14 protein-coding genes and 1 rRNA gene are annotated in these 21,992 nt (G+C 37.9%); 4 read left to right on the forward strand and 11 right to left on the reverse strand.

Features of this window, described 5'->3' with window-relative positions:
• A 16S ribosomal RNA gene (locus C9J36_RS10575) occupies window positions 1-203 on the reverse strand; the annotation flags it as partial.
• Between the two features lie 294 nt (window positions 204-497).
• A complete protein-coding gene (locus tag C9J36_RS10580; RefSeq protein ID WP_066166394.1) occupies window positions 498-1,403 on the reverse strand; it encodes a DMT family transporter in 906 nt (301 codons plus the stop codon).
• 100 nt (window positions 1,404-1,503) lie between these two features.
• On the opposite strand from C9J36_RS10580, the gene C9J36_RS10585 reads away from it, so the two are divergent.
• Both C9J36_RS10585 and C9J36_RS10590 read left to right on the forward strand, forming a co-directional pair.
• A complete protein-coding gene (locus C9J36_RS10585; protein WP_430010634.1) occupies window positions 1,504-2,223 on the forward strand; it encodes an MgtC/SapB family protein in 720 nt (239 codons plus the stop codon).
• A gap of 20 nt (window positions 2,224-2,243) precedes the next feature.
• On the forward strand, window positions 2,244-3,221 hold the full coding sequence (locus C9J36_RS10590) for a cation diffusion facilitator family transporter (RefSeq protein WP_066166397.1): 978 nt from the start codon (window positions 2,244-2,246) through the stop codon (window positions 3,219-3,221).
• A gap of 48 nt (window positions 3,222-3,269) precedes the next feature.
• Here C9J36_RS10590 and C9J36_RS10595 read toward each other — a convergent pair whose 3' ends face one another.
• The 7 genes from C9J36_RS10595 to pruA all read right to left on the reverse strand — a co-directional run bounded on the left by C9J36_RS10595 (window position 3,270) and on the right by pruA (window position 17,736).
• A complete protein-coding gene (locus C9J36_RS10595; protein ID WP_107943114.1) occupies window positions 3,270-4,433 on the reverse strand; it encodes an iron-containing alcohol dehydrogenase in 1,164 nt (387 codons plus the stop codon).
• A 120-nt stretch (window positions 4,434-4,553) separates the two neighbouring features.
• Window positions 4,554-5,198, reverse strand: a complete 645-nt coding sequence (locus C9J36_RS10600) for a hypothetical protein (RefSeq protein ID WP_107943115.1) — start codon at window positions 5,196-5,198, stop codon at window positions 4,554-4,556.
• Window positions 5,199-5,537: 339 nt separating this feature from the next.
• Window positions 5,538-6,656, reverse strand: coding sequence for a response regulator (locus C9J36_RS10605; RefSeq protein WP_107943116.1), 1,119 nt, complete (start codon window positions 6,654-6,656; stop codon window positions 5,538-5,540).
• Window positions 6,653-9,709, reverse strand: coding sequence for a hybrid sensor histidine kinase/response regulator (locus C9J36_RS10610; protein ID WP_235616053.1), 3,057 nt, complete (start codon window positions 9,707-9,709; stop codon window positions 6,653-6,655). Before C9J36_RS10610 ends, C9J36_RS10605 begins: the two co-directional genes overlap by 4 nt.
• A 408-nt stretch (window positions 9,710-10,117) precedes the next feature.
• Complete coding sequence (locus tag C9J36_RS10620; protein ID WP_107943118.1) at window positions 10,118-14,224, reverse strand: DUF8202 domain-containing protein; 4,107 nt, start codon at window positions 14,222-14,224, stop codon at window positions 10,118-10,120.
• Between the two features lie 217 nt (window positions 14,225-14,441).
• The gene (locus C9J36_RS10625) at window positions 14,442-15,686 is read right to left on the reverse strand and encodes a Glu/Leu/Phe/Val family dehydrogenase (protein ID WP_066166416.1); all 1,245 of its coding nucleotides are present in this window, start codon (window positions 15,684-15,686) and stop codon (window positions 14,442-14,444) included.
• A 505-nt stretch (window positions 15,687-16,191) separates the two neighbouring features.
• Complete coding sequence (gene pruA, locus C9J36_RS10630; RefSeq protein ID WP_107943119.1) at window positions 16,192-17,736, reverse strand: L-glutamate gamma-semialdehyde dehydrogenase; 1,545 nt, start codon at window positions 17,734-17,736, stop codon at window positions 16,192-16,194.
• Between the two features lie 159 nt (window positions 17,737-17,895).
• Between pruA and C9J36_RS10635 the strand changes: the two genes are divergently transcribed.
• On the forward strand, window positions 17,896-19,191 hold the full coding sequence (locus tag C9J36_RS10635) for an AAA-type ATPase lid domain-containing protein (RefSeq protein WP_107943120.1): 1,296 nt from the start codon (window positions 17,896-17,898) through the stop codon (window positions 19,189-19,191).
• Between the two features lie 244 nt (window positions 19,192-19,435).
• Here C9J36_RS10635 and yugI read toward each other — a convergent pair whose 3' ends face one another.
• Window positions 19,436-19,807 carry a S1 domain-containing post-transcriptional regulator GSP13 gene (yugI, locus tag C9J36_RS10640; RefSeq protein ID WP_066167415.1) on the reverse strand — a complete coding sequence of 124 codons (372 nt, stop codon included), beginning with the start codon at window positions 19,805-19,807 and terminating at the stop codon, window positions 19,436-19,438.
• Window positions 19,808-20,234: 427 nt separating this feature from the next.
• Here yugI and C9J36_RS10645 point away from each other — a divergent pair, with 427 nt between their 5' ends.
• Entirely contained in the window at window positions 20,235-21,560 is a 1,326-nt protein-coding gene (locus C9J36_RS10645) for a sodium-dependent transporter (protein ID WP_107943121.1), read from the forward strand.
• Between the two features lie 50 nt (window positions 21,561-21,610).
• Here the strand turns inward: C9J36_RS10645 and C9J36_RS10650 are convergent, their stop codons facing one another.
• On the reverse strand, window positions 21,611-21,871 hold the full coding sequence (locus C9J36_RS10650) for a DUF1871 family protein (protein ID WP_201261934.1): 261 nt from the start codon (window positions 21,869-21,871) through the stop codon (window positions 21,611-21,613).
• Window positions 21,872-21,992: the final 121 nt, after the last annotated feature.

Consider the following 21,992-nt stretch of genomic DNA (forward strand, 5'->3'; position numbering starts at 1 on the left):
AACATGTGTCTCAAAGTATCATTCGGTATTAGCCCCGGTTTCCCGGAGTTATCCCCATCTACAGGGCAGGTTGCCCACGTGTTACTCACCCGTCCGCCGCTAGCGTTACTTCGGTGCAAGCACCAAAGTAACACTCGCTCGACTTGCATGTATTAGGCACGCCGCCAGCGTTCGTCCTGAGCCAGGATCAAACTCTCCATAAAAAGAATTTGAGTAAGCTCAAATTTGTATCTGTCGCTTCGCTTTCGATACATTAAAACATTTGCTGGCATCTTCATTCGATGTCCAAAATTGTGTTTCATCTATTCAATGAAACTTTATTCATTCACGTCTTGCTTGTTCAGTTTTCAAGGTTCATGTTACTATCATCGCATCGCTTTTTGGTAGCGACTTTTATACTATAACTCATCCTTAACTGGCTGTCAACAAAAACTTTATTGTGTTGTTTTCATTTCATTCTGTCGTTAAGGACAAGTAATAATATATACTATACAAAATTATAAATCAATAGTTTTTCTAAAAAAACTTTTAATTTTTTTAAAATCCATTACAAACAGCAGTATTCCTAATAGGACAACAATGCCACCAATAATTTGAGTCGCAATTAAATATTCTTTAAAAATATAATACGCCAATATAGCCGCACCGATTGGCTCAAATAAAATAGCAATCGATAATACATTTGTGCTGACAAACTTTAATGACCAATTAAATAAGGTATGTCCAAGTAAATTAGGAATAATGGCTAGCAATAAAAACCACATCCACTCCATTCCCGGATACGGACCGAACGATTCTCCCTTAAATAGGACATAAAAGAACAGACAGACTGTGCTACTCATATAAACAACCATTGTATATGTAACAAGTGAAATTCTTTTTCGAACATCTTGGCCAAATAATAAGTAGCCAGTTACTAGCGCACAAGCAATTAATGCCAAGACATCTCCATACAAGGCTGTACCGCTAATTTGAAAGTCACCCCAACTAATTAAAATGCTACCCGTAATAGCGATTGCTGCAGCAACAATCGTTTTCAATGAGATTTTTTCTCCAAAGAAAAAATACGTCCCTACAAAAGCAAATAAAGGTTGCATTGTCACAAGAACTGTTGAGCTTGCTACAGATGTGTAATTTAATGATTCAAACCATAAAATAAAATGAAACGCTAAAAAAATACCTGCGATGCAAGAAAATAGCCAATCCTTTTTCGTTAATAATTTTATTTCAGCTGTATACTTCCATAAAAAGATTGGGAGCATAAGTATAACTGAAAACAACATACGATAAAAGGCTATGACGCCTGCATCCGCGCTCGCTAATTTTACTAGAATCGCTGATAATGATACCGATATAACGCCAATAACAATTGGAATATAAGGATTAATAATTGGTTTATTCATAGATGGTAATCCTCGCTAAAATTTTTCTTGTACATCCATCCATTTTACAGTAATATAACGCATTATCAATAGATGATTTTGTTTAGAAGGAGGACAACGATTGTTATCCATTCTCACCGAAGCCTTTTCAATGGAAACTCTAATTAAACTAGCTATTGCTGCTGGATTAAGTTTAATTATAGGGATTGAAAGGGAACTAAAAAAGAAACCGGTTGGATTAAAAACAAGTTTAGTTATTGCGACATTTAGCTGTTTGTTAACGATTATTTCTATTGAAACTGCTTATACGACACCTGCTCGTGACGATATTAATATTACGATGGATCCGCTACGGCTAGCGGCGCAGGTTGTTAGTGGAATTGGTTTTTTAGGAGCCGGAGTCATTTTACGAAAAGGGAATGATAGCATTACAGGGCTAACAACTGCCGCTATGATTTGGGGAGCAGCGGGAATTGGGATTGCTGTCGGGGCAGGTTTTTATGCCGAAGCCTTTATGACAGTGCTAATAGTTGTTCTCGGCATTGAGCTACTCGCACCATTTTTAACTAAGATCGGACCTAAACGTTTACGGGCGCATGAATTTTCATTGAAAGTACAATTGAAAAACTACGATGATATTTCGATGCTCCTCACCTATATGCAACAACATGAAATGTATATTGAAAATGTTCGTATAAGTGACAAGTTAGTAGCAAATGATACAACTGAACATGAGGTTGCCATACGCTTTACTACAGTCCAGCAAAATACAATAACGCTCTACAAAGATTTGCATACGCAACATTATATAGAAAAAATCGAAATTGAGTTACTATCTTAAATAATTAAAAGGAGACGCTTATGCGAGAAATTTTCACACTACTTAAAAGTGGTAATAAACCTTCCTTGCTAGCTGCAATTGTCAATGCATTTTTAGGCATTATTAAAGGAATTGCTTTTTTCTTTACAGGAAATGTTGCAATGTTTGCTGAAATGATGCATTCCTTAGGTGATGCGGCAAATCAATTTTTCGTTTTCATTGGATCTGCTCTAGCGAAAAAATCACCTACAGCACAATTTCCTAATGGGTTTGGTCGTCTTATTAATTTAGTTTGTCTAGGAGCGGTCTTAATCGTTGGTATTTTATCTTACGAAACAGTAAAAGAAGGCTGGCATCACTTTTTATCTCCAGCCACAGAATCAAATGGCATGTTCATTGCACTTGGCGTATTAGCAATAGGTGGTGTAATGGAGCTGATAGTATTGCATAAAGCAGCGAAGGAAGTGCTGCATGAAGTCGGTGCCGAAGATGGTGGATTTGCCTCAATTCCAAAATCAGTAAAATATTTAAAGCGTGCCAAACCTGCTACAAAGCTTGTGTGGATGGAGGATTTAGTAGCTACTAGCGGGAATGTTCTTGCATTTAGCGCTATTTTAATTGCTTACTTTACAGGTTTTTATCGACTTGAGGGACTTGTTTCGATGATAATAGGCTTTATGATGTTCTACGTAGTTGGTCGTGTTTTTTTAGACAATGCGAGAGGTGTGATTGGAGAAACAGACCAAGAAATGCTTAATCATATCGCTCATTTAGTAATGGCAGAGCCAAATGTAAAAGACATTGTTCGTTTAGAAGTTATTAAGGAAGGAGAGTTTTTACATGTAGAGCTTGAAGCAGAGGCAGACCCGAAACTCTCCCTTGCTTATTTAGATGACGTCCGAGATTATTTAACACATCTTATTTTAAGTCAAAAAGGTGTTACGGAAGTCGTCATTTTATTTGACGAGGATGACGGGCAAGTTAGCTGGCAGCACATCGATGAAAAGCCTACTTCCTAATAGATGTTAAAAACAGACTAGCAAGCACTGTACTTGCTAGTCTGTTTTTTATAATGCATTTTCTAAAATTATACGCACATCTTGCGCTTCAAGCTTTTTAAAGTTGCCAAATGGACCATTAAACATTGTGTGCTCAATTATTTTATCAAAATGAGTGCTATCAATATTGTAGTCTGCTAATTTATTTGGTGCTCCTATAGAAGTCCAAAAAGCAGCTAAGCGATTGATTCCTTCGTGGGCAATCTCCTCAGTTGATTTTCCATTTGCCTCAACATCAAAGACCCGAACTGCTAGCCTTGCAAAGCGCTCCGGATTTTCCGTCACTGCATGGCGCATCCAGTGCGGTTGAAGAATAGCGAGCCCACCTGCGTGCGGTATATCGTACACCGCTGATACGGCATGCTCGATATTATGTGTAGCCCAATCTCCGCGTGAACCCATTGATAAGAAATTGTTTAAGCCGATTGTTCCAGCTAATAAAATCGTTTCGCGTAGTGCAATATTATCCAAATCCTCCACTAATTTTGGCGCTGCCTCCATAATGGCACGCAATACCCCTTCACACATGCCATCCGTTACAGGTGTGTTTGTAGCATTGTGGAAATATTGCTCGAATATATGCGACATCATATCAACAATTCCGTATATTGTATGGTTTTTTGGCACAGTTACAGTATACTTAGGATTTAAAATTGAAAATTTCGGGAATACTGTTGGACTGCCCCAGCCGAATTTCTCTTCTGTTTCAATATTCGTAATAACAGAGCCCGAATTCATTTCAGAGCCTGTCGCAGCTAAAGTTAGCACAACACCTAATGGCAATGCTTGCTCCGCAACCGCCTTTTTGATAACCAAATCCCATGCATCGCCATCGTATTTCGCAGCCGCAACGATTAATTTCGAACAATCAATAACCGAGCCACCTCCTACTGCTAATACGAGGTCAATACCTTCTGTTTTACAAATTTCTGCACCGCGGCGCGCTGTTTCAACGCGTGGATTTGGCTCCACACCTGCTAATTCAAATACTTCCTTATTAGCTTGCTTCAATATTGTTAGCACATCATCGTAAACACCGTTGCTCTTAATGCTACCACCACCGTAGACAACGAGAACCTTGTCACCATGTTTCGCTAGCTCCTGTGGCAATTTTTCCATTGCATCGTTTCCAAAATGAAGCGTTACAGGGTTATAAAATGTAAATGGATTCATTGTTTTCTCTCCTTTCAAAGCTCTTTATATTGTCTCATGTTTTATCAAAAGAGCAAAGAAAGAAACCTTTATCCGTAGTATTTAGCGAATGCCTTGTTAGCAATGATTCAAGATGGAAAATCAAGATAAAATTTGACTTGTTATGCTAAAAGTAATCGTTATATCTTCATCTAACACTGCCTTTAAACCGTTAGAACGATAATTTATTTTAGAAAACTTTAATGTCACAATGCGATTAGCTAGCGCATATTCTTGTCTATTTGTTAAAGGCAAGCCGTTAATATGACAGCCTAAAATGAACTTGCCATCAATAGAATGGCCGATAACATTTGGATGCATTGATTCATAGTGAACTTCTTCAATTAAACTGCCTTCATTTATTTTTCCTTCGGTAATTAAGTAATTTGCTAGCGCCCCCTTCAAATCAACCGCAACTGCTGTTTCACCTAATATAGTCCTAAAAAAGACAGGTACAACTTGTTTATTTTTTAGATAAGGTGTAATTTCCGTTATTATAGTTCCCGTGTTTTGCACAGTAAGCTTTATTAACGCTTTCTTATCACCCTCTGCCAATTTAATTGTTGTTGTTCCGGGACATACAGCTTTCAAATAAATTTTTTTATCTACGATATAACCTACAACGACGTCCCTATCTAACACAGTTAATGAAGTTGCTTGAATACCGAATACATCTTGATTATTAACAAGCTCCTTTACATTGTTTTGAAAATGAGCAACCCTTTCCTGCAATAAGCTTTTCAACATTTTTCATTCCTCCAGCCTTTTTCTCTCAGTATAAAAAGTCCAACTAGACAAATACTGAACAAAATTCAACAAATTCCGCTTTTTTTCGTCAAAGAGAAACTGTCCAAAAAGCCGTGCATAGCCGGCATTTTGGACAGTGGCGATGATATTTGACAAAAGTGAACTCACCTAAATGGAGAAGACATCTTTTAAAAATGGGATGAACATTGGCTTTAGCAGTATTCTCTTTCAATAAAAGTGGAGCAATCAAAATCTTTATTTCAATGCGGTGTCAAACTTTTCGGATATCCTACTACCGCACGTATTTATGGCTATTTTATATGTGCTTTTCTATAAAGCTCAAAGCTGCTGTTTTTTCATATAGTCTTCATATAATTTTTCAATTTCTTTTGGTACAGAAACCTTCAAATCCACTTCTAGTTTCGCTTTTATTTCATGATAAAATTTCATGCATTCCATTTTCCGATTGTTCTGCACTAAAAATTGTAAAATTTTAAACATAAATCGTTCATTATACTCATCTAAAAGCAACATTTTTTGTAGGCAGCTTAGCTTTAACAATGTGTTTTCTGAAACCATATTCTCCACATAACGCTCTAGGACATGTAAAACCTGCTGCTTCATATCATTTTTAATCTTTATTGCCCAATCATAATCTTCATTTTCTAAAAAATCACTTTGATAAATATTTAATATTCGCTGTATCTCTAGTTCATTATGATTCTCTTTATTTAATATACTTTGTAAATTCTCATAATCACTCTTTACTTGAAGATTTAATTGATAATGATTGTTGACAAGCTCTATTGGGTTTTCAACTCCCTTGTCTTTAAATAGTTTTCGCAGTTGGTAGACTGTCGTATATAAATTGGCGGAGCCTTTGTCATATTCGCTATTAGGCCATAAAATTTCGATAATCAAGACATTTAAGTTAGGCTTTTGCTGATTCAACCATAAATAGATAAACAATTCCTTTACTTTTTTCGTACGCCATTTTATCATCTGGTTGTTTTGGTCTAATAATTGAAAACTATCGAAGGTTTGTACATAAAATACAGGCTGCTCATCTATAACTTTTACCTTTTGCTGTAATTCTCTTTTCTCCTTTGCTTTCGTTAAAGCTTTGAGCAATCTTTTTTCATGTACAGGCTTTAATAAATAATCGGTTGCCTCTATTTCAAAGGCATCTACAGCAAATTGCATATGTGCCGTCACAAAAATAATTGAAATTGACGGCTGCTTTGCAAGTAGCTGTTTTGCTACTTGCAAACCATGCATATCAACCATCTCCATATCAAGTAAAACAACATCTATTGGCTCCCGTTCGAATAGTTTGATAGCATCGCTAACATTTGTAAAGGCACCTTTTATTGAAAGTGGGAGTGAATGAATATTTTTCAGCATAATTTGCAATACATCAATCGCCATCTGCTCATCGTCGATTATAGCAATATTCATAGCCCTTCCTCCTTCGGTAATAAAATAATAATCGTTGTTCCATGCCCTTCCTTACTGTGCAAATTTAAACTTACGTTTTTTAGTAAATCGAATTTTTTCCATGGGTTTGTAAAACCAATACGCGAGCCTTTCCCACTTAATAATTGCTGAAGCTTTTTCTCCGACATTCCCGCTCCATTATCCGATACTTTAATGCGGACAAATTGACCCTCACGCTTTACACTCAGCTCAATAATACCGCCTTCTTTTTTCTTTGAAATACCGTGGACAACTGCATTTTCTATTAAAGGCTGAAGCGATAGAGCAGGAATCATTAAATGAATCGATTCATCAATATCATAATGTACAGTAAGCCGCTCGCCAAAGCGCATTTTTTCAATATATAAATAAGCTTTTACTAGCTCAATTTCCTCTTCTAATGGCACTTTGCTATTGCGATAGTGGACATTTAATTTTGCGCGGAAGTAGGTCGCTAAGCAGTAGAGCGCTTCTCTCGTATTCTCTATATTTGTATAGCTTAAACCGATAATCGTATTCAGTGTATTGTAAACAAAATGCGGTGTTACTTGTGCATATAAATAATTCATTTCCGTTTCTATTGCATCAATAGAAGATTGGCGTATTGCCAATAGTGACTCGATGCGAACAAATAATTCATCCATTACGATTGGCTTTTGTAAATAATCGTTTGCGCCAACTTGCAATGTCATTAACAAGTCGGTTTGCTTCATAATTGCCGTTAGTACGATAATCGGCAATTCTAGCATATCGTATCGCTTGCGTACTTGCTTGCAAAGTTCATAGCCGGACATATCCTTCATTAATAAATCTGTCAGCACGCACCCTACTTTGTTTTTCTCAATATAGTGCAATGCATCAAAGCCGTTATCTACTGCAATAGCAGAATAACCTTTTGCTACACATGCATCAAACAGTACTTTAATATTTGTGTGGTCATCATCAACAATCAGAATCGTTTTATCGTTCCCTTTATGGATTAGTGGTAATTGTAATTGTGGTAAAGCTGCATGTCTTGTTGTTAATGCTGTTGTAACCATTAAAGAATGCTGCTGCTCCTCTTTTGCAAAAGGCATTGTAAAAGTAAATGTGGTTCCTTGCCCTACCTTGCTTTCCACATAAATTTCACCATTTAATTTCTCCACAATATTTTTCGCAATACTTAAGCCTAAGCCTAATCCCTCTGCCTTTGATTCATTTGGCGCTTGATAAAACGCATTAAATATATGCTCAATATTTTGTTCTGCAATCCCCGCACCTGTATCACTCACTCGAATAGCTAGTTGCTGCCCCTGAAGAAAGGCAGTAACTGCAATTTCTCCTTCTTTTGTATGCTGGATAGCATTGTGTAGTAAATTATATAATACTTGCTTAAAGCGTAGCTCATCTGTCCACATAGAGGGTAGTGTCGCATCAATTGCCGCTAGCATTTGCACATGTGAATTGTTTGGCATGACACTTTTGATTTCTTCTACCACCTCATTTATTACTTTGACAGACACTACGGTCGGTGTAATTTTTATTTCCCCTGTCATATGATGTGATGAGAACAATAAATCATCTACTAGATGCCCTAAACGATTCGTCACATTATGAATTAAAATCGCTTGCTCCTGTTGCTCCCGCTTTAATGGACCCTCCAAGCCCTCCATTAAAGACTTTGATAAGTTCAATATGCCATTTAACGGCGTCCGTAACTCATGGGACGTTTTTAGTAAAAATTCATCCTTCATTTGATTATGTAAAACGAGCTCCTTCGTTAAATTTTCAACTTTTATTAATGCGGCATTTGCTCGATAATTTAACAATAAAGAAAAACTAATTAGCACTACAATGAATAGCACAAATTCACTATAATCAAACGGAAAATCCGTGATAAAATTAAGAGCCAATAAAAAACTGTAACACCCTACAGCCATCACAACAATTAATACATATTTAGCCTCCTCTAATCGATGGATAAGTACACGTATTAAAATAATAGCATTGTATATAAAGGTAGGAGCTAAAAGAGCAATGTATTGAAGCTTTCTATAATTCAACTCCGCCCCTGTCGTAGCTCTCCCTTTGTAAAACGGATCATAAATACCGTATTTTACAAGAGCAATGCACAGCAAAAGAAGCAATAAATAAAGGATTGGCTTTTTCGTCATTTGTGGGTACATATTATGAATAAATAATGTCAAGCATATAAGGGCTAACGGGATAATTCCTAGCTGTAATTTCATTTCAAGAGCTAAAGAATCAATGGATGTAAGTAAGAAAAATATTTTGTCATTAATAAAGGACATATATATTCCACATAAAATCGCAAATAGACCGAAAAACAGCTCCTCTTTCCGTCTGCGATGTAGTAAATAGGCAATGCTATAAATTATTCCTAGCACAATATAGCCTAAACTAACAAATGCGCTTAATATTAATTTTTTCCAATAAAATGTTTGCACCTTGTCAGCAGTGCCAAATTCCACTGGATATAATATACCGGCTTGTGGGTAGTTATAAACGCTAACCTGTATTAAAATATGTAACTCTTTTTTCTCACTCTGTGCAAAAACAATGTATTTATCTCCACTTTCAGCTTTATATTCTTGTAAATTACGTGTAGGCCACCCTTTGCCGCCTACATCCACACCATTAATAAATATACGATTAGCTTGACGAATCGTATTAATATATAAGCCATACTGACCATCAGCCGGTACTTCTACTTTTACATAGTACGTCCCAACAGCTAATCCCTCTTTATTCGGCTCCATATAACTACTTAAATCGCTTGGTACCCTAACAGTTATGCGGTTATTTGCATAGTTTTCTAGCGATTCATTCGGTGCAATCAGTTCATTCGGATAAAAAGACCATTCCCCCTCAAGCTTTGTCGTCCTTTTTAATTGCTCAGTCGTTATTGAAGCAGCACCGTTTTCTACAGTTATTTTTTTGTCATCCCAAAAATATTGTTGATTGCCAATAAAAAAGACAAGCACAAATAGCATGATAATACTTACCGCAATTAAAATATATTTTTTCATCATCATGCCTTCCTTCTCCGTATATTTACTCCCTTTCAGTATAGCGGTTGTTTCCTATAAAGCAGTATCTTTCTTTGGATTTTCAGATGATGTTTTGGGCGGATTGGATTTTAATAAAATATCCAGACGCTGTATCATCACCTTCTTCTTTTCACGTCGTAATGCTTTTTGCTTCTGCTTGTATATTAGCCAGCTCAAGACTGCGCAACCTATGCATAACGTAATTATTATCATCATAAACAAACCCTTTTATTATGTATACTACACATATTTTCTTGACAAAAACTAGACAAGTTAATTAGTTAACAATATAAGTAGCTACCAAGAAGGGGCTGTCCGAAAAGATATTCCTTTTCAGACAGCCCTAACTTTTATAACCAACTATGCCTCGTCTAACTCTTGTCGGGATTTATATTATTTAACAAATAGCTCATGCTTATTTTCATCTACAATATAAGAATGCTTACGTGCTGCTTCCTCAATATCCATAAATGCACGATGTGTTTCTGGTACATCAGAGAAACTTGCATTTTGTACACCGTATAACGGTCCTCGCTCTAACATGCGATTCATCATACGCACTGCTTGTACACGTGTAATGGCTTCATTTGGTGCAAAGCGTCCATCTGGATAACCGCTAATAATACCCGCATCGCGATTTGCCTCAATAATCCACTGTGCCCAATGATTTTTTGTATCGCTAAATGTTAATGGGATGTTCTCTTCTACATGTAGCTTTTTGAAGTTTGCCACGACTTTCGCCATTTGTGCACGTGTAATATTGTTCGATGCATTAAAGTTCCCTTTTTCATCACCATCCATAATTCCTGCTGCTTTAACAAAGGCAATTTCACTTGCCGCAAAATGCGTGCTTGGGATGTCTTTGAATGGTGCTACATTTATCACTGTATCTTCTTCATAGCCTAAAATACGAGCAATCATACGCGCCACTTGTGCACGTGTAATATTTTCCTCTGGGCGGAATGTACCGTCCTCAAAGCCACGAATATAGGCAGTATGCGTTCCTTCTTCACTTTCTTGAATAATTGTAAATGTACTGAATTTCTCTACTGTAAAGCGTAATCCAATGTTGCCGTCATGCATCGTCACGACTTCTGGCTGAACTACTTTCTTTTCGCCATCCGTATGTTCGATAAATACAGCTAAGCTATTTAGATACGCCTGGCGCTCTGCATCTGCTGCTGGTAATGTGATACCACGTAACGGCAATGTTACAATCACTGGGCGGGAAGGTAGATTTGTTTCAATCGTCATCGGACGAGCAACTACATGTACGTTGTTGCTTTGTAAAGCTTCACGTACAACACGCTCCGCACGAGCACGGGCTTCAATTGCCTGACGCTCATCTTCCTTTTTCACAGGCACTAAACGGAAGTAGAAGTTGTCCTCTACCCCTTCCATAGAGCTGTTTGGTATTGCAATATGTGCATTATCTGTAGAAATTTCTAGGTCTAAGCCATTGTCACGTAAAATACGCAATGCATCTTTTGGTACTTCAACTGTCGTTTGGGCAACTACATCCTGTACATCCGGAATTACGATACGTGCAATTGTATTGCCAATTTGCTTCGCTTTCTCTACCGCTTCTAAAGCTTGTTCTGGCGTTAAATTCACAAAATCTGTAATACGTCCATCTGGATGTGTCGTGCGCTCAATTTCCACTGTTGTTTTTTCCAGTGGATTTTCACCATCCACTTCTAAATCAACATGAATAATTGTTTTTGTTTCTGCTGGTGCTTCTAGGCTTGGTGTTGGTGTTGGCGTTGATGTACCTCCCCCACCCGTATAAGCAGCACGATATACAATGATTGTATAGCGCTTCACGAAGCCATTGGCATCGGTCACTGTAATAACAATTGTATTCGCCCCAACTTGTAATGGAATTTGCCCTAATGTACCCGGCTGACCATTCACCGTTGTCGTCACTGTAGCACCCGCCTGTACTGGTATTGCGTCAAAGCCAATAACAGTCGTTGAATTTCCTACATTCATCATATAATCTGTGACATCTGTTTGGAAGCTCGGGCTTAATATACCTCCTGTTGAAGGTGTTAAACTATTTAACCCTTGCCCCACTGTTGTCACAGGAACAAGTGCATTTTGTGCTGCTGCCAACTCTGCTAATGCTAGATTAACTTCATCCTGTGTTGCATGTGGATTGTCTAACACATTTTGCGCTTGCAATAAGGCCGCTTGATAGTTTGTCCAAGTATTTGGTGTGTACTCACTAGCATTTAAACGAGTGCTTTCATCTACTTTGTTTTGTAATGCCGTTTTGTCTACCGTAATAATTGTAAATGTATGCTCTTTTATTGCCGTATTTGTACCGTCTGTTGCTGTCGCAATAATTGTGTACGTACCGTCCGGCAAATCTGTCGGTGGTGTAAATTCCCAAGTACCGTCCGAATTCACAATGACTGAGGCTGAATCGGCCGTTGCGATTACACGACCACCCGCATCCTTTAATTCAATTGTAACTGTTGATGGTGTCGTTATTGATGTCTGCACTGTACCGCTGATTGTTGGCTTTGAATTATTTATTATTTCAGCAGGTTGTGTAATAGTTAGTGCATCTTCATAGGAAACTGGTGTGATAGTATCTATCTTCAATGTTTTTGTCACTGGTGCAGATGTTTTACCATCTTTCTCAGCTATAATTTCTACATTGTAATCACCGTCAGGAAGGTCTGTATCTGGTGTAACGCTCCATTTTCCGTCGCTCCCCGCTGTTACTTCTAACGTAATCTCATCAGAAATTTTCACAGTCACCTTTGCACCAGGGGTTGCTGTTCCTGAAAATTCCGGTCTCGCTGTTGTAACTGTGTTGCCAGCTGGTTTTTCCACATTTAAAGCTAGCTGTTTATTGTCAATTGTTTTTTTGAAGTTTTCAACAGCTACACCATTTGTTCCTTGTATATTTCCTTGACTGTCATCATAATCAACAATGATTTCTTTATCGGTCACGTCTGTACCATTAGGCAATGTGATAATGACTTTTGTTGCATCGTCTGGGTCAACCTCAATTGCATTAGCGTCTAATGTAATTTGTTGACCGTCGATTTCTACTGTAAAGCCTTCTTCACCATCCGTTAGTTGAACTTCTTGATCAAATGTTAAAATAATTTGGTTGCCTTCAGCTGTTACTTGCTCAAGGTGCGCACTTTCAACTTCAGGTACTGGTGCAGCAATCGTAAAGAATGTTCCATCAGTAAGTAGGCTACTGTTTAGTGTAATTTCCCCATCTATTAATGGATAGAATAAATCATTTTCATCAAACTGATTGTCTGAACTTACAACTAAATATAACGGATACTTTGTTGCATCCTGTACTTTATCTACTGCCAAAGTGATAGTTGTATCATGCCAATTCGTCTTTTGAACTTTGTAAATACGCGCAATATGCTTTAGCTTTTCTTCATCTTTCTTTAACGAAGTAACAAAATTAGCTTCAGCACCATTATCACTGAATATGAAGAAAGATTTGTCATTTGCTATCGTATTTTGATTTTTAGCATTTGTTTCCTTAATCTCGCTACCTAATGCAATTGTGACATTCGCGTCGTCAATTTGAGCCTTCGATTGCTTTTGATTCAATGCTCCATTATCGTCACGTCCAATGCCTGTGATTCGGTTGCCGTAACCAATGTTACTAGTAGCCTCCCACATTGGTGAGCTATCGCTAGCAAGATAATCTATTAAACTATCATTATCGTCCTTTAATGTAAGACCATATTTTAAAGCCAGATAGCTGTTAACTCTCATTCGTTCATCGACTTCTAATTGACGATTAAAGAGAATTACTTCGGCAATCATGCCATTAAAACGGCTGGAATGACCTGCACCAATATAGTATCGACTTCCAGAAGTACTAGTAGTAAAACTCGGTGTATTATCTTTTTCTTCATGCAATTTACTTCCATTTAGTGAAAGTGTCCAATCATCCTGCGCACTCCATATGTTTAACATTGCCCCGTTTTTCAAGTCGTAATTATCAACATTAATAGTTAAACTATCTTCTCTACCAAAATATGTTGCTATGCTATTTCCTGTACCATATCTAGCTGTCGATCCTTTTCCACCGAGCTCCCAAGGAAATCCTGTATAATTTTCACTTGCTTGTACAGAAAATACTTCACGCGCTGAATCGTTTACATTAAATTCACTTGCAGAACGAGTATACATTACTTTGTTTGTTTGAAGTCCACCATTAAAATTCATACCATTTTCATTATAAGAAGTGAGCGCTTCTCTTACCCAAGGTTCATTATCAGCTAAATCAGTTACCGCAGTCACGTCATTTCCTTCAAGCTCTGCACTACGCTCCACATCTATCCAAGAGATTAAGCCATTACTTACCCCTCCTGGTGCAAGTACATTGTCAGCCGCCTTTACTTCACTAGTCGGTACTGCTACTGAAAGGCTGCTAGCGACAAGCATAACGGAAAGCGCTGTCGGAAGTGCTTTTTGCCACCAACTTTTTCGTTCTTTGTATGTTTCCATTTTTATCACTCCTACCTTTTTCTATATTCAGTTGTATTTACGTCCCTCCCCTTCATTTTTTATCCCCGACCTTCTCCGACATTACTATAAAGTGACTGAACAAAATCTGAAAAATGAGAGCACTCTCTTATAGTTTCGCTACTGAAAGAATTACCTTAAAAAACACAAAAAACTGCTGGCAGAGAATTCTCTAGCCAGCAGTCTTTCTTCTATTATATTACACCCAACCACGGAAGCGAGATGCTTCGGCAGTGCGGCGAACACCTACCATGTATGCAGCTAAGCGCATATTAATGTTGCGATTCGTAGCTGTTGTGTAGACGCTGTCAAAAGCATCTACCATTTTGCGAATTAATTTTTCACGTACTTCTTCTTCTGTCCAGTAGTAGCCTTGGTTGTTTTGTACCCATTCGAAGTAAGATACAGTTACACCACCAGCAGATGCTAGTACGTCTGGCACTAAAAGAATACCACGCTCTGTTAAAATTTTTGTTGCTTCTGCAGTCGTTGGTCCGTTAGCAGCTTCTACAACAATGTTTGCTTTAATATCGTGTGCATTATCTGCAGTAATTTGATTTTCAATAGCTGCAGGTACTAAAATATCACATTCTAACTCTAATAGCTCTTTGTTTGTAATCGTATTTTCAAATAGAGTTGTTACAGTACCGAATGAGTCGCGGCGATCTAATAAATAGTCGATATCTAAACCGTTAGGATCATGTAATGCACCATAGGCATCAGAGATACCAATAATTTTTGCACCTAAATCGCTCATGAATTTTGCTAGGAAGCTACCTGCGTTACCGAAACCTTGGATAACAACACGCGCTCCTTCAATATCAATACCACGTTTTTTTGCTGCTTCTTTAATAACAATTGTTACACCTTCCGCTGTTGCACGGTCACGTCCTTGCGAACCACCAAGTACAAGCGGCTTACCAGTGATGAAGCCTGGTGAGTTAAATTCGTCCATGCGGCTATACTCGTCCATCATCCATGCCATAATTTGAGCGTTTGTAAATACGTCTGGCGCTGGAATATCTTTTGTTGGTCCAACGATTTGACTTACTGCACGCACATAACCACGACTTAAGCGTTCGATTTCGCCCATTGACATTTGACGTGGGTCACAAATAACCCCACCTTTACCTCCACCATACGGTAAATCTACAATTCCACATTTCAATGTCATCCACATTGAAAGCGCTTTAACTTCCTCGTCAGTAACAGCTGGGTGGAAACGTACGCCACCTTTAGTTGGTCCTACTGCGTCATTATGCTGTGCACGATAACCTGTGAACACTTTCGTCGTACCATCATCCATTTTAACAGGGATGCGTACTTCTAACATACGAAGTGGTTCCTTTAGTAATTCATACATCGCTTCATCATAACCAAGTTTTTGTAACGCTTCTTGAATGACATCCTGTGTTGATGTAAATAGGTTTAAATTTTCAGCCATTATTAATTCGCCTCTTTAACATTTTTAATTGTTTTTTGATATCGCCAACATTGTAACATATTTCAACATAAATTTGTTTATAAAATTGTCACATTTTAAAAAGTCTTCAAGGAATTTTACGTATTCGCAAACATGACCTATGAATTTTACGCAAAATTCACTAATTTCACTACAAAACTTCGAAATTGAGCTTTACTTTTAAACACTGAAAATAGCGGGCATACCATTGTCTACCCGCCATTTTTCTAATCAATAACGCCTCGGCGTTATTGCGTCCAGATTTTTTCGAGCTTGTCAGTGGAAGTTAACCTAAAACCATCACGTCCTGTGACAACGGTTAACTAATCTGCAACATCCGCCGACACGATGTTGGTTGGTCACTCAGTCGTCGCCACAGAATGTGACGCTCTTAGACTGAGTTCCTCTTTTTCAACGGACATTTGAACACCCGCTAAATTATATTCATCCCACATTTGAAAAAATGGAGGATTTTTCTTGGAAAAAATTAAAGCATTTCTGAAGTTGTTTTCGCTTGCATGTGTAATTGTAAGTAGTCTGGACCACCTGCTTTTGAGTCTGTTCCTGACATGTTGAAACCACCAAATGGTTGGTAACCTACAATTGCACCTGTACAGCCACGGTTGAAGTAAAGGTTTCCTACGTGGAAATCCTCACGTGCTTTTTCTAGGTTAAGGCGATTATTTGTAATAACTGCACCTGTCAAACCGTATTCCGTATCATTCGCAATTTCGATTGCTTGATCGAAATCTTTTGCTTTTGCAATTGCAACAACTGGACCAAAGATTTCTTCTTTCATAATACGTGCAGACGGATCTACATCTGCAAATACAGTTGGATGTACGAAGTAACCTACAGAATCATCTGCTGTACCGCCAGCAACTAGACGTCCTTCGCCTTTACCAATTTCAATGTACTCTGTTACTTTATTGAATGCTGCTTGGTCAATTACTGTTGCCATGAAGTTCGATGGGTCTGCTGGGTCACCGATTGTTAACGCTTTTGTTAATTCTTCTACACGATTCACAACTTGCTCGTAAACATCTTCTACGATAACCGCACGTGAACATGCTGAACATTTTTGACCTGAGAAACCAAATGCTGATTTCACGATTGATTGAGCTGCTAATTCTAAATCAGCCTCTTTATCTACAACGATTGTATCTTTACCGCCCATTTCTGCGATGACACGTTTAATCCAAATTTGACCTTCGTTTAATTTCGATGCACGTTCGTTAATACGTAAACCTACATCACGTGAACCTGTAAAGCTGATGAAACGTGTACGTGGATGGTCTACTAAGTAGTCCCCAACTTCTGCACCGCTACCTGGCACATAGTTAACTACGCCTGCTGGTAAGCCTGCTTCTTCTAATACCTCGATAAATTTATAAGCAACAACTGGTGTTGTTGAAGCTGGTTTTAATAATACTGTATTACCTGTAACAACAGCCGCTACCGTTGTACCAGCCATAATAGCGAATGGGAAGTTCCATGGAGAAATAACAATTCCCACTCCTAATGGAATGTAGTCATAACGGTTGTATTCGCCTGGACGGCTTTCTACTGGTTGACCATTTTTAATGCGTAGCATTTGACGGCCATAATATTCTAGGAAGTCAATCGCTTCAGCAGTATCTGCATCTGCCTCATTCCATGGCTTACCCGCTTCTTTTGTTAATAAAGCTGAGAATTCGAATTTGCGGCGACGGATAATAGCAGCTGCTTTGAATAATACGTCTGCGCGAATGGCAGGATCAACTTTTTTCCATGTTTTGAATGTTTCATCTGCAATTTTCATTGCTTTTTCAGCAAGCTCACGTGAAGCTTTTGATACGCGACCAATCACTTCTGTTTTCTTTGCTGGGTTGTAAGAAACAATCTTGTCTTCTGTTGTGATGCGCTCGCCACCAATAATTAATGGATAGTCTTGACCTAAATAGCTGTCAACTAATTTTAAGCCTGCTAAATATGCATCTTTGTTTTCTTGTTGTGCGAAATCAGTGAATGGCTCGTGCTTATATGGAATCATGAAAAATCCTCCTAAATAATTTTTTTAATTATTAAATGCAATTTCACGCAAAAAAAATTTGCACTCAATCACACTTTATATTTATAATAATGCAAAAGATTATTGCTTTTTTCAAGTATAATCTTTTAAAAAATTTTAAGAAAATTTGAGGTGCTTGCATTGTTTGAACAGCAAAGACAGCTCATTCCCTTTTACATACATGCGATTGAGCATATTTCTGTAGGGATTCACGCGATTGATACTGAGGGGAAAACATTACTTTATAATGCAAAAATGAAAGAAATTGAAGGCTATGCATTTGAAGAAATGACTAGCCATTCCCTTTTTGAGCTTTTTGCATTCCGCAAAAAAGATAGTACATTGTGGCGCGTTATACAAACCGGGCGCAAAGAAATGAATGTGAAACAAACATATCGCAATAAAGATGGGCATGAAATTACAACACTAAACGATACTTTCCCGATTTTTGATCAAGATAAACTTATCGGTGCGATTGAATTTGCACGCGATATTACATCACTTGAAAAGCTGATTTATCAACCTTTAAGAAGATACGGTGAGCCGCTGACATTTGAGACAATTACGGCTGTTTCCGATGCAATGCAGCAAGTAATGACACATGCAAAAAAAGCTGCCCATGCACGTATTCCTGTGTTACTAATCGGTGATTCTGGTACTGGAAAAGATTTAGTTGCTGAAAGCATCCACAATGCATTATTGCCAAATAATGATGATTTTATTACATTTTTCAGCAGACGTGATGAGCGTATTGTCGAAAAAATTCGCAATCATTTGCAAGCTGGCGGCAACTTTACTTTCTTTTTTGAGCGCATTGAATTTTTGTCGATTGAAATGCAGGAGCAGCTACTCCAAATTTTAAAGGAACTATCCGTGACAAAGCATATGATTATTGGCAGTATAGGCAGCGACCCTATTGACTTAATTAGCGAAGGTCAATTATTGAAAGAGCTTTATTATTTTTTCGCCAATTTAGTCATTTCTATTCCGCCCTTATGCGAGCGTAAGGAGGATATTGAGCCATTTGTATCAGATTATTTCGCTCGCCATCGCGCACGTTTTGCTTCCTCTATCCAAGGTTTATCACCTGAAGTAATGAGGCTTTTTATGAGCCATGATTGGCCGGGGAATTTGAAGGAATTAGAGCTATTACTTGATGAAATTGCAGCAGTTATAACGAATGAGGAAATAGTCACATTTGAAATGTTGCCACTCCATTTCCGCTTTAAGGTACAGCAGTCTGGTACGCCGTCAAGTTTGATTTTGAATGATGAGCAATTGCTACCGCTTGATGAATATTTGCGTGATGCCGAAATATTTTACGTGCAAAATGTGTTGAAAATGCATAACGGCAATGTCACAAAAGCCGCTGCCGCACTTGGCATGAGCAGACAAAACTTGCAATATCGTCTGCGTAAATGGAAGCAGCTTGATTGAGACCACTTTATGATAACCGTGCTGGCTAAAAAGATAAATCTTGTTCGGTCAGCTCCTTTTTATATTGCATCTAGTTAAAAAGTCACAATTTGCTCATAAACGTGTAAAGTTCGCTCGGTTTACAGTTGAATTCGCTCATAAACACCCTTAATTCGCTCGTAATTTTTTTCTGTAGCAAAAAACATCATCAAAAACGCCCAAAAAGCCGATTATGTACGGCTTTTTGGGCGCCTTCTTCACTTTGTTATTTTTGTCCTGATTGTTCAATCCATTCCTGTAGCTTATCTTTTAATGGCTGAAAGCCTGCTGCGTCATCCTCATCAAGTCGCTCCTGCAATGTTTTGCGCTGCTCCTTTTTCAGATGGGTAGGCTCTTCTTGCAACGCACGAATGGATAAGCTTATTTTTTGGGATTCGGATTCAATTTCCAAAATCTTCACAGTAATTTCATCGCCAACTTTTAAGAAGTGACTAACATCCTTTACAAATCCATACGTAATTTCTGAGATGTGAACAAGCCCTTGAGTTTGCTCATCTAACGCCACGAATGCTCCGTATGGTTGAATTCCAGTTACTTTTCCAGTTAGCACGTCACCTACTTTGTATTGTTTTTCCATCATACGTTCCTACCTTCTGTGTCTATATACGAAAATGTCATGTTAAATTATAACATAATGCACTACACAGAACAAAGGAACACCCCATGGAAAGTGGGGTTTTACATGATTTACAAAATCTTAAAAGGCTGTCCAAAAAACAGTTGCCTCTTTCAATAGAAATCTTTTACTATTTTTAAGTAGTTTTTACTTCAATGAAAGACGAACAAAACGCAGGACTTTTCGAACAGCTTCTCCTTCCATATTCGTTAAAAATACTTGTAGCTGTCGCTTCGCTTTCGAAACAAAAAACATGTGCTCCTGCAAAAGGGGCATCCCAAAATGACTTTCCAGACATCTCTTTGTTACATAATTGCGAATATAGTTTTATTTCTGTAAAAAGTATTGTAGAATAGGTACTTGTTTTAAATATTAAGGAGGGTTTTTATTGGCTTCTAGAGAGCATTTTGCATCAAAGATTGGTTTTATTTTAGCTGCAGCCGGCAGCGCTATCGGTATTGGCGCGATATGGAAATTTCCGTATATGGTCGGAACAAACGGAGGCAGTGTTTTTATTTTATTATTTATTATTTGCACATTATTAATAGGGCTCCCTATTCTAATTGCTGAATTTATGATTGGGCGTCGTGGGCAAGCAAGCGCCATTCAATCATTTAAAAAACAAGCACCAAATCGTCCATGGTTTTTAGTTGGATGGCTCGGCGTGATTACAAGCGGTTTAATTTTATCGTTTTATAGCGTTGTTGGTGGCTGGATTTTAAGCTATTTGCTACGCGCACTAACATTTAGTTTATCCGGTCAAGGTACCGATTTTTCACAACTATTTCAGCAAATCATTGAAAACCCCATTGAAATAATCATTGCGCAAGGTGCATTTATGCTTCTAACATTATTAATTGTGCAGGCTGGTATTAAAGATGGGATTGAGCTAGCGAGCAAATGGATGATGCCGCTGTTATTTATCTTTTTTATTTTGCTTTGTATTCGCTCGCTAACGTTGGATGGTGCGATGGAGGGCGTGCGCTTTATGTTCGTACCAGATTGGTCCTATTTCAATGGCGAAACTTTTTTGTTGGCGCTCGGCCAAGCATTTTTCTCACTAAGCGTTGGAATTTGTATCATGATTACATATGCTTCATATTTACCGAAGGAAGAAAACATCGTAAGCTCAGGCATTAATGTGGCAACGATGAATATTATTATTTCTTTACTAGCAGGACTCGTTATTTTCCCAGCGGTATTTGCATTAGGCTATTCGCCAACAGAGGGACCAGGTCTTGTTTTCATGATGATTCCCGCCGTTTTTGAACAGCTCCCTTTTGGTCAGGTTCTGCTCATCATTTTCTTTATTTTACTATTATTCGCTACAATAACATCTGCGATTTCATTGCTTGAGGTTGTTATTTCAAACAGCATTGGCGAACGACTCCATTTGCGTAAAAAGGCCTCTTGGTTATTCGCTGCCATTATTTTTATCATTGGCATTCCAAGTGCCCTATCTTTTGGGGTATTGTCGAATATAACAATTTTTAATAAATCAATTTTTAATTTTATTGATTATTTAACGAATAGCATTGCTATGCCAATTGGCGCAATATTAATTTCATTATTTGTCGGCTATCACTACCGAAAGTCAATTGCACAGCAGGAGCTTCAAGCAACACCAGTACTATTTACAGTTTGGTATACAATCGTGCGCTACATCGCCCCAATTGTAATTGCTGTTATTTTAATTCGTGGAATTATAAATTAAAAAGCATAGACAAAGTGGCGCAGTTCAGTTCGCACTTTGTCTATGCTTTTTTATATTATGCATTTCGCTTCAAATTTAATTGCAATTAATTTATAGGCCATTTCCACACAATGCTCAAATGGAATCCATTGTTCATAAGAGTGTTCATAAACAGTTTGAATAACCTTTGCTAAGTCGCTCGGATCATCTATCCCCTGCAAAGCTGCAACTACATCCGCAGTTTCTGTGTCATAGCTATCAGCACCTAACTGAAATGGGTCCCACTCCTCAAGCACTTTAACAGCCTTTTGATTCATTTCGATATTTTCCAATTTTCCTAGTCCCCTAAATTATTATGTTTATATGATTCGTATGATAACATATAATAAAGTCAAACTAAAATCAACGAGGAAATACTTAATCTTCGATGATTATTAAAAAAGCATGGATAGT

It is taken from the genome of Metasolibacillus fluoroglycofenilyticus, from assembly GCF_003049645.1.
GTDB classification, from domain to species: domain Bacteria; phylum Bacillota; class Bacilli; order Bacillales_A; family Planococcaceae; genus Metasolibacillus; species Metasolibacillus fluoroglycofenilyticus.